We start from the raw sequence: 537 nt of genomic DNA on the forward strand, positions 1-537 counted from the left end.
CACACCCGCTATCAGGAATTTGAGGAGGAGCATAACAAGAAAAATTCCCGTCCTGCGGCATATGCTTTCGCCGGAGATGTCTATACCGGCCTTGACGCCTATACCATTCCCGTGGAGAAGATCGATTTTATGCAGGATTCCCTGCGCATTCTTTCCGGTTACTACGGAATTCTTCGCCCTCTCGACCTTATCCAGCCGTACCGCCTGGAAATGGGAACTTCTTTGGGAGTAGGCCGCAAAAAGAATCTTTATGAAGTATGGCAAGGTAACGTGACCGACTTTCTCAACAGGGAACTTGAGGAGGACGAGCTATTCGTGAACCTGGCGAGTATGGAATATTTTAAGGCGATAAATATAGAAAAGTTGAAAACACCTGTGATCTCTCCTGTTTTTAAAGATTTCAAAAATGGCGAATTGAAGATCATCAGCTTCTTTGCCAAAAAAGCCAGGGGTTCAATGGCCAGATTTATCATTGATACCGAGGCCCAAACTCTGGAAGACCTCAAGAATTTTGACTACGACGGATATAGATTTTCT

The 537-nt window shown here is 44.9% G+C and carries 1 protein-coding gene; it reads left to right on the plus strand.

Features of this window, described 5'->3' with window-relative positions; genetic code table 11:
• On the plus strand, positions 1 to 537 hold a 537-nt coding region (locus HC175_RS17110; RefSeq protein WP_168139536.1), incomplete at both ends, for a YaaA family protein.

Source organism: Salinimicrobium oceani, assembly GCF_012037645.1.